The 7,023-nt window shown below is 58.5% G+C and carries 7 protein-coding genes; 4 read left to right on the forward strand and 3 right to left on the reverse strand.

Translation table 11 applies throughout. The features are described 5' to 3' along the window. Positions 1-244: 244 nt before the first annotated feature. Genes AC1D35_RS34155 through AC1D35_RS34165 form a run of 3 tightly spaced genes read left to right on the forward strand, consistent with a single transcriptional unit; the run spans position 245 to position 2,988 of the window. The gene (locus AC1D35_RS34155; RefSeq protein WP_113296455.1) at positions 245-559 is read left to right on the forward strand and encodes a hypothetical protein; all 315 of its coding nucleotides are present in this window, start codon (positions 245-247) and stop codon (positions 557-559) included. A gap of 42 nt (positions 560-601) precedes the next feature. Continuing rightward, positions 602-2,020: a DUF3300 domain-containing protein gene (locus AC1D35_RS34160; protein ID WP_477942303.1), complete on the forward strand. Its 1,419-nt coding sequence runs from the start codon at positions 602-604 to the stop codon at positions 2,018-2,020. Between the two features lie 29 nt (positions 2,021-2,049). Beyond that, positions 2,050-2,988 carry a DUF2950 family protein gene (locus tag AC1D35_RS34165; protein ID WP_477942305.1) on the forward strand — a complete coding sequence of 313 codons (939 nt, stop codon included), beginning with the start codon at positions 2,050-2,052 and terminating at the stop codon, positions 2,986-2,988. On the opposite strand, the gene AC1D35_RS34170 is transcribed toward AC1D35_RS34165, so the two are convergent. Next, complete coding sequence (locus tag AC1D35_RS34170) at positions 2,951-3,490, reverse strand: CYTH domain-containing protein (protein ID WP_477853391.1); 540 nt, start codon at positions 3,488-3,490, stop codon at positions 2,951-2,953. The two genes, AC1D35_RS34165 and AC1D35_RS34170, sit on opposite strands and share 38 nt — an antisense overlap. 35 nt (positions 3,491-3,525) lie before the next feature. Then, positions 3,526-3,993 carry a hypothetical protein gene (locus tag AC1D35_RS34175; protein ID WP_113296451.1) on the reverse strand — a complete coding sequence of 156 codons (468 nt, stop codon included), beginning with the start codon at positions 3,991-3,993 and terminating at the stop codon, positions 3,526-3,528. Between the two features lie 265 nt (positions 3,994-4,258). Between AC1D35_RS34175 and AC1D35_RS34180 the strand changes: the two genes are divergently transcribed. Then, positions 4,259-6,076 (forward strand): hypothetical protein, encoded by a 1,818-nt coding sequence (locus tag AC1D35_RS34180; RefSeq protein WP_477853389.1) that lies wholly within the window; start codon positions 4,259-4,261, stop codon positions 6,074-6,076. Positions 6,077-6,213: 137 nt separating this feature from the next. Here the strand turns inward: AC1D35_RS34180 and AC1D35_RS34185 are convergent. Further along, positions 6,214-7,023: IS30 family transposase (locus tag AC1D35_RS34185; RefSeq protein ID WP_477942308.1), on the reverse strand; the 810-nt coding region annotated here is incomplete at its 5' end.

The raw sequence follows: 7,023 nt of genomic DNA on the forward strand, positions 1-7,023 counted from the left end.
GGCCCGTAGCATCGCGTAACCTCTATCGGGGCGTCGGCAGCGGCTGCGCCCAGGCGGATCGTCCTTGCAGAAATCAAAAGAGGCGGGAACGGCAAGGGGGATGGCAATCCGGCCTCTGCGTCCCGAATTCGCCACGATTTTTGGAAGTCGGCTAATGTAAGATCACGTATTTTACGTCTGCCGCCGATCCGCCTGTTATATAGTTCACGCATCTGCTTAGCGCAGTTCGGCGGCGGGGGCGGAGATGGTGCCGGGAGAAAGTGGATCGACATATTTGTCCGTCCTTGAGACGGCTGAGACTTATTTCCCCGACCAGAAGCGGGTGGTGCAGCGCCTTTTCTATGTAAACGAGGCCTTTCACAGCATGTGCGAAGATCTCACTGCAGCAGCACAGGCTCTGGCGCATGTCGAGCGGTTGCCCGAGACGGTTAGGGAGGCGCGCCGGCTGGAATATGCGGGCCTCGTCGAGGCCCTGTTGAAAGAGATGGGGGAGGCGATCACCCAATCGAAAATAGTCGTGCTCCGGCGGTCGCCGCAAACCGGCCCGAAGTTTCCGTAAGCGCATCTGTCATTCAACCGATTAAAGGGAGGTCCATGCGCGATGAAAGCAATTTCCCGCAAACTGCTTTGTGGCAAACTGCTTGGCGGATTGTCAGCTCTGGCAATCATCGCATTGCCGCCATCGTTCCCCGCGCAGGCACAAGCTCCCGCGCCGGCAGCAGCCCCGGCCCAGCCAAGTGCCGAAGAGGCTGAAACCACGCGTCTGACGGATGACGAGCTTGAAGTTCTCGTGGCGCGCATCGCGCTCTATCCGGACGAGCTGGTCGCGGCAATTTCGGCCGCCTCGCTTTTTCCACTTCAGATCATCGAGGCACAGCGCTTCCTGGAGGCGAAAAAGAAGAATTCCGACCTCAAACCCAAGAGCGATTGGGACGGCAGCGTCGTGTCCCTGCTGAACTATCCAGATATCGTCAAGATGATGAGTGAGGATCTCGACTGGACCCAGGCGCTCGCCGATGCGCTCGCCAACCAGCAGAAGGACGTCCTGATTGCCATCCAGCAGCTTCGCGACGAAGCGGTGGAAAAGAACATCATCAAGACGGATGACAAGGTGACGGTCGTCACCGAAAACGACAATATCATCATCCGGCCGACAGATCCGGAAAAGATCTATATCCCGCAATATCCACCGGAAATGCTCTATGAGCCCGGCTATGCGTCGGCGCCGATCTCCTATTATCCCGACTACTACGACAGCTATTATTATCCCGGTGCGGCCTTCTTTGCCGGCGCGGTGACCGGCCTTGCCTGGGCTGCGGTCGTCAATTGGGATGACTGGGGTGTCTGGGGAGGTCGCTGGAACGGCGATATCGATATCGACTGCAATAATTGCCTCAATGATCGTAATTTCAATGGGAAGCTGAAGTGGAACGACGTCGACTGGAGCAAGGTCGATCGCAGCAAGTTGAGCATTGGCAAGGACCAGCTTTCGAAGATGGACCGCTCGGCGATCAAATCCGGCCTGCAGGCCGACAACCGCAACCAGCTGCGCAACCGGGCCAACGATATCCAGGCGAGCCAGAGACCCAGCAATCGCGCCAACGCGGCGCGTGCGGACGATATTCGAAAAAGCACGGCGCAGGGCCTGAAGGACAGACCGCAGGCAAATAGGCCAACGGCAGCAAATAGGCCAGCGGCAGCCAACAGGCCAGTGGCGGCCAATCGGCCAGCCGCATCCCGACCCGAAGCGCGTCCTCAGAAGGCCGCCAATCGCCCGTCCAAACCCGCGCAGAAATCCATCAATAGGCCTAATAAACCGCAGATGGCCGCCAGACCCGACAATCGGGGACGGCAGCCGAGCGCGCTCGGCAATGTCCAGTCCGGCCGCCGTGAGGCGGTTGCCTCCAAACGCGGATCGCAGAGCATGGGCGCCCATCGCCAGTCAGCTCGCCCCGCACAGCATCGGCCGCGGCCGCAGGGTGGCGGCGGTCGCGGTGGCGGTGGCGGCAGACGGCGGTGAGACCTCTTTCCAGTTCAGGGAGTTACATCATGAAACGTCAATCGACCGTAATTCCGCTCATGCTTGCGACACTGCTTTGTGCAATGCCGGCGGCACCTGCGTTTTCGCAAGTGCCGACAGATCTGGCCGAATACCGGGCGGCAACGCCGTCACCGAAATTCGACAGTCCTGAGCTTGCGCTGGACAAGCTCAAATCGGTGCTGGGCTCGAACAATTTCGACGACCTTGCCGCTCTGCTCGGCTTGAAACCGGACAAGCTGCGGGCGAGCAACGAGGCGACGATCGCCTACGGGCTGATCCGCGAAGGTGCCGAGCGACAGGCGATTTTGCGGGATTTGGATGGCATGAAGATCGTTGCGATCGGCGATCGGCTCTGGCCACTGCCGTTTCCGCTGACCGAGGGCAAGGACGGCAAATGGTCCTTCGACACTGAGCGCGGCCTCGAAGAGATCGTTAATCGCCGCATCGGCGAAAATGAACTCGCCACCATCGATACCATGCATGAATATGTCTCGGCCCAGTATCAATACGCATCCGAGGACCGTGACGGTGACGGCATCTATGAGTTCGCAAAGAAATTGATCAGCAGCGCGGGCAAGCTTGATGGCCTGTACTGGGATCCGAACGTTTATCCCGAAGAAAGCCCGGCAAGCACGTTGGTCGAAACGGCCGCCTTCGGTGCCGCCAAACGCGGGGAGGGGTATTTCGGCTATCGCTATCGCATCCTGACGTCCCAGGGAGACAATGTGCTGGGCGGCAAGCAGAGCTATCTCGTCAACGGCTATATGACCGGCGGTTTTGCGCTGATTGCCTGGCCCGTCAAATATCGGGTCACCGGCGTTCAGACATTTATGGTCAATGGGTCGAACGTTATCTACCAGCGCGACCTGGGGCCTAAAACGGAAGAACGCGCCGCGGCGATCAAGGAATTCAATCCTGATGCCAACTGGAGCGTCGTAAGCGACTAGGATCTTCGCAGGCGATCTCCCGCGCCGCCGGCGGAACGCGCAAAGCGGCTGCCATGGCGCGGTTGGAGTAGCGCTTTCTGCCTGTGACCTCCCGACCGAGCCATTCCGGCAGCTTCGGCCGATCTTCCTCGCTCGCCAGTTCGATCTCGGCGAGGGTCAGCCCCTCATAGGCGCCGGTAAAGACATCCACGTCCCAGTTTCGCCCATCATGGAGGACGCGATAGCGCGTTTTCTCAATGACATGACCGGCTGCGCGCAGGATGAGGTCACGAGCCTCACCAATGGGAATCTCGTACTCGTATTCCTCCTTGGCAAGGCTCAGCGTGCGAAACTTGATCGTCAAGCGCGCTGAACATCCATCGATCACGCGCACGCGGATAGAATTTCGATTGCGACGGGAGAGATAGAGATAAGCTTGCTGCAACACATGAGGCTCGTCGGCGCAGGCGCGCCAACTGTCGTCGCGGACCAGGAACTTCCGTTCGATCTCGGTCGCTTTCACATCGATCGTCCTTCGCTCATGCCTGCTGTTGTCCGTCAGTCGACTGGCGGTTCCCAGGTGAGGAAGAAACCTACGTCTCCAGGCATACCGTCGGGGAAGTTGATGATCATCGCCTTGAGTCCGTAGCCTTGAGGCTTGGCAACCTCCTCGAAGAGTTCGAGAAGTTCCTTTCCCTTTCCCTGCAGCGTTTTCTGCCATCCGGGAAGGTTGTTATTGATGGCCCGGCCGCTATCCGTGCAGAAGGTCGATGGAAAACTGTAGATCAGCGCCTCGTATTTGCCGTCTGCGGCGGCTTTCATCACCAGACGTTTGATGACGGCACGCTCCGTTTCACCAATTTGCTTGCGGAAAAAATCCTCAACGAACTCCGCATGTTTCTTTGCTTCGCGCGCCTTGATCTTTTCGTTGCGCTCCATTTCCAGAAGCTGGAGTTCCAGAGCACGTTTGCGCAGCTCCTCTGCGCTTGACATTGAATGGGATGTGGACGTCTCAGGTGATGTCATCGCCGCCTCCTCCAGAATGCATGGACGATGATAAAGCGCGCGGGCAGGGGAAGGCAGTAAAATACACGTCCGATCCGGTAGGATACGGTATCCTACGCCGGCAAATGCCCGCGAAGATGTGTCCCGGCCACCGGATGATCCATTTATTAGGCTTTTTGTTAATTAGTCCTTTCTTATGAATAGCGTTGCCGTTGCGGCAACTCGGGACTATCGTCCACGACAGTATGCTGCAGGTTGTTAGCAATCGGATTCTGGGGGAAAGCCGATGACGAACGCAGGCGTTTACAGGGCCAGCAGCAGCGCGCCTTCGCAGGAGGAGGTGCAGCAGCAACTTGAGCGCATTCTTTCGAGCCCGGAGTTTCGTCTTCCCGAGCGGGCGAGAAGATTCCTCGAATTTGTGGTGACTGAAACACTTGCCGACCGTCGCGAGTATCTGAAGGCCTTTACCATCGCGCAAGCCGTTTTCGGCAGGGATGCGAATTTCGATGCTCAGCAGGATCCATGTGTCCGTATCGAAGCCGGGCGGCTGAGGAGGGAGCTGGAACACTATTACCTGACCGCCGGCGGCACTGACCGGATCATCATCACGATTCCTCTCGGCGGCTATGCGCCGGTTTTCGACGTGAGGCTGGGCGCTGAGCCCACAGATATGTCGAAACCTGGGCAGTCCAATCAGCCGATGTCGGAGGGAGGCGCTGCACAGCAGGTCGATGTCATCAGGGATACGATCAGCCAAGATGCGATCAGACGAGACAGGGCCAGCAGGCACTTGTCACGACCCCGATCCTGGCTCCTTGCGGGGGGCGTGGTGATCATCCTCGCCGCGGGGGCGGCATTGCTTCAGCATGGAAGGTTGTTCGATACGGGAGCCGAGACGGTGAGGGGGGCTGACAGTCGCCCTACCATCATCGTCGAACGCTTTGAAAATGCTCCCGAAGAGGGACTTGCGTCCGGTATCTCTCGAGGCATTACCGACGATATCATCGAAAAGCTCGTCCCTTTCAACGACATAGTGGTCGTTGCGGTCCTGCCGCGCAGTAAAGAAGGCCAGACTTCGTCGGAGCCGCTCTACGCTCTCCAGGGAAGCGTCCGGCTGGAAGGCAGCATCCTGCGCTCAACGGCAAGGCTCGTGCGACGGGCGGATGGAGTGGTCATCTGGGCAAATAATTACGATGCCGACATGAAAGTGCAGGGCATCCTGAAAACGCAGTCCAGCCTTGCCGATCATATTGCGGCGGCGGTTGCGCGACCGTTCGGCGTAATGTTCGAGACCGACACCGCGGGCATTGCCGGAAATGCCGACGCTTTCTCCTGCACTCTGTCCTATTACAGCTATCGCAGCGAAATGACTGCGCAGGCGCATGAGGCAGCAAAATCCTGTCTGCAGCGGGCAGTCGAAAAGACACCCGATGTTTCCAATCTCACCGCCTTCCTTTCGCTGACCCATCTCGACGAGTTCCGCTTTCCGTACCAGCTGAATACGAAGCCGACTGCCGCGACGCTCAGCGCTGCGAAAGAACTTGCCGAACGCGCCGTACGGCTCGATCCGAAGAATGCGCGCGCTCTTCAAGCACTGATGCTCGCCGATTTTTTCAGCAATGACCCGATCGGAGCCATGCGTGCCGGCGAGGCCGCCTATGCCAGCAATCCCAACGACACCGAGGTGGCGGGTGAATACGGCCTGCGCCTGTCGATGTCGGGAAAATGGGACATGGGCTGCGAACTGATTTCAAAGGCCATCAGCAGAAATGCCGGACCACACGGATATTACGAAGTCGGAATGGCGCTTTGTGCCTTCATGCGGGGTGACACGCAAGCCGCGGAACTGTGGTCCCGGATGTCGGACCTGAATTACAATCCGATGCATCGCCTCGTATTGCTCTCCATCCTCGGCACGCTGGGAAAAACGGCGGAGGCAAAGGAGCAACTCGACTGGATCGCGCTCAGGTCACCCGCATTGATTCCGAACGTCAGGCAAGAGGTCGCCAAGCGGCTGGCGCGGCCCGAAGACCAGGAGCGTTTTCTTGCCGGACTGGAGGCTGCCGGCCTGCCTGTTTCAGACGAAAAGGCGTCAAGGAACTGAAATGACGATACCTAAAGACGACCGGCCACCGCGATGACCAGTGCATCGTTGCAGTCGACCAGTTTGTGGAGGCGACCCCAATCAGCGAGTGGAGAACCTAACCCAAGTGCATCATGCCCGTTTTGCAGGGTAGGGGATCACCTTGCTTCTTGCAAATGTGCGATAAAAACCTCGGCAGGCGTCTTGTAGCCGAGGCACCTTCGCGGCTGGTCATTCAGGTGGCGGGCAAGTTGGGTAAGATCGTGTTGTGTTATGCCTGCTAGGTCAGTATCGCCTGGCATGAAGCGMCGAATRCGCTTGTTGGCATTYTCSACMGCRCCTTTCTGCCASGGWGCGCTGGGATCGCAGAACCAGCTGCGCGCGCCGATGCCATCTTCCAAAGCCCGGAAGCCGGCAAACTCCGTTCCGCGATCGAAGGTGAAGCTCTGGCGTGCCGAGGATGGCAAGGGCGAGAAGGTTTTGATGATCTTGTCCATGATTGGKCGCGAGTGCCGGCTTGGGTTCTTGATCATCACGGTGTAGCGGCTTTTGCGTTCRACGAGGGAGGTGACATTCGCATGGCCGAGCTCACGCTCGAAGATCAAAAGATCACCTTCCCAGTGTCCAAACACCGATCGATCGCCAATAGAATCAGGACGTTGCGATATCCTGTGGCTGGCTGGAAACACGCTGTCGCGCGGCTTCCTCGAGCCACGCCGGCGACGCTTGCGGCGCGCCTCGGGCAGATAACGATAAAGGCCAAGCCCGTAGTCTTCCTTGCCATAGATGAACCGATAGATCGTCTCGGCACAGATCCGAACCAAGCTGATCCCATCGGCCAGAAGACGGCCGGCAATTTGCTCCGGCGACCAGTAGGCCTCCAGTTTCTCAATGATCATACGACGCAGATGCGGATGGCGCCGCAGCTTTCTCAAGCGCCGGCGTCGTTCCTTGGCAATGTCATCCGC

This window comes from Rhizobium sp. P1_E6, from assembly GCF_056405875.1.

Coding starts and splice junctions, on each gene's coding strand:
- AC1D35_RS34155 (WP_113296455.1), top strand. CDS start 245: ATGGTGCCGGGAGAAAGTGGATCGACATATTTGTCCGTCCTTGAGACG.
- AC1D35_RS34160 (WP_477942303.1), top strand. CDS start 602: ATGAAAGCAATTTCCCGCAAACTGCTTTGTGGCAAACTGCTTGGCGGA.
- AC1D35_RS34165 (WP_477942305.1), top strand. CDS start 2,050: ATGAAACGTCAATCGACCGTAATTCCGCTCATGCTTGCGACACTGCTT.
- AC1D35_RS34175 (WP_113296451.1), bottom strand. CDS start 3,993: ATGACATCACCTGAGACGTCCACATCCCATTCAATGTCAAGCGCAGAG.
- AC1D35_RS34180 (WP_477853389.1), top strand. CDS start 4,259: ATGACGAACGCAGGCGTTTACAGGGCCAGCAGCAGCGCGCCTTCGCAG.